Origin of the sequence: Pseudomonas sp. HMWF006, from assembly GCF_003061205.1 — a bacterium.
Lineage (GTDB): Bacteria > Pseudomonadota > Gammaproteobacteria > Pseudomonadales > Pseudomonadaceae > Aquipseudomonas > Aquipseudomonas monsensis.
Window position 1 is genome coordinate 7,278 of record NZ_QAIU01000431.1, and the last position, 999, is coordinate 8,276.

General features: G+C 60.0%; 2 protein-coding genes. One reads left to right on the forward strand and one right to left on the reverse strand.

Translation table 11 applies throughout. From position 1 onward, the window contains the following. A partial coding sequence (locus DBR24_RS32710) for a phosphotransferase (RefSeq protein ID WP_371921317.1) occupies window positions 1-436 on the reverse strand: 436 nt, incomplete at its 3' end. A 165-nt stretch (window positions 437-601) separates the two neighbouring features. On the opposite strand from DBR24_RS32710, the gene rfbC reads away from it, so the two are divergent. Continuing rightward, on the forward strand, window positions 602-999 hold a 398-nt coding region (rfbC, locus tag DBR24_RS18140; RefSeq protein WP_128615438.1), incomplete at its 3' end, for a dTDP-4-dehydrorhamnose 3,5-epimerase.

Sequence of the window (999 nt, forward strand, 5' to 3'; positions counted from 1 at the left end):
GATCCATCTCGCCGCAGAGCCGGCCAAACCCGGCCACCACGTCCTGCCCCAAATGATCGAGATGGGTCAGCGGCTGGCCTTCGATGTAGTCCAGCAGGCGCACATGGACCGCTTCGCCACCGGCTTCCAGCGTCAGCAGATCCTGACCGTCATTGGCTGCAATCACCCGTGGCACATTCACCGCAGAATGCGCCGCGAGGTAGTTGAGGCCGGCATGTTGCGCCTGCAACTCCACGAGGGCGTAATCGCCCCGGCAGATTTTCAGGACGAAGCGCCCGCGCGCGCTGTCCACACGAAAATTAAGATCCTGCTGGCTACCGAGGGGGTGCAGCGTACCGCTGAGCCCGTAATGGTCTGCCAGCCATTGTCGGGCCTGCTCCTGAGAAACCTGCGGGCTGGGCAGACTGGCGCGATGGATCAACGTGGCGAGCGGCATGAAACGACCCCTGAAATTTTATTAGACACCTATATCGCCATTGCTTCGGCAGATGCGCAACCCCCGCCCTTGCGGCAAGACACAAGTACTTGCGCGGGAACACTCGCGCCCTTTGGCACTTTGCGCAAGAATGGCGCCCATTCACCCCTTTCACTGGAAAACTTCATGAATGTAATCACCACCGAACTGCCCGGTGTTCTGATCATCGAACCCAAGGTATTTGGTGACGAGCGCGGCTTTTTTTACGAGAGCTTCAATGCCAGGGCTTTCCAGGAACTGACCGGGCTGACCCCGCACTTCGTTCAGGACAACCATTCGCGCTCGGAGAAAGGCGTCCTGCGGGGCCTGCATTACCAACTGGAAAACACTCAGGGCAAACTGGTGCGGGTCACGGCCGGCGAGGTACTGGATGTTGCCGTGGACATCCGTCGCAGCTCACCGCACTTCGGCCAGTGGGTGGCGGTTCGTCTGTCTGCCGCCAACCACCGTCAGATGTGGGTGCCGGAAGGTTTTGCGCATGGCTTCGTGGTCCTGAGCGAGTTCGCCGAATTCCTCTACAAGAC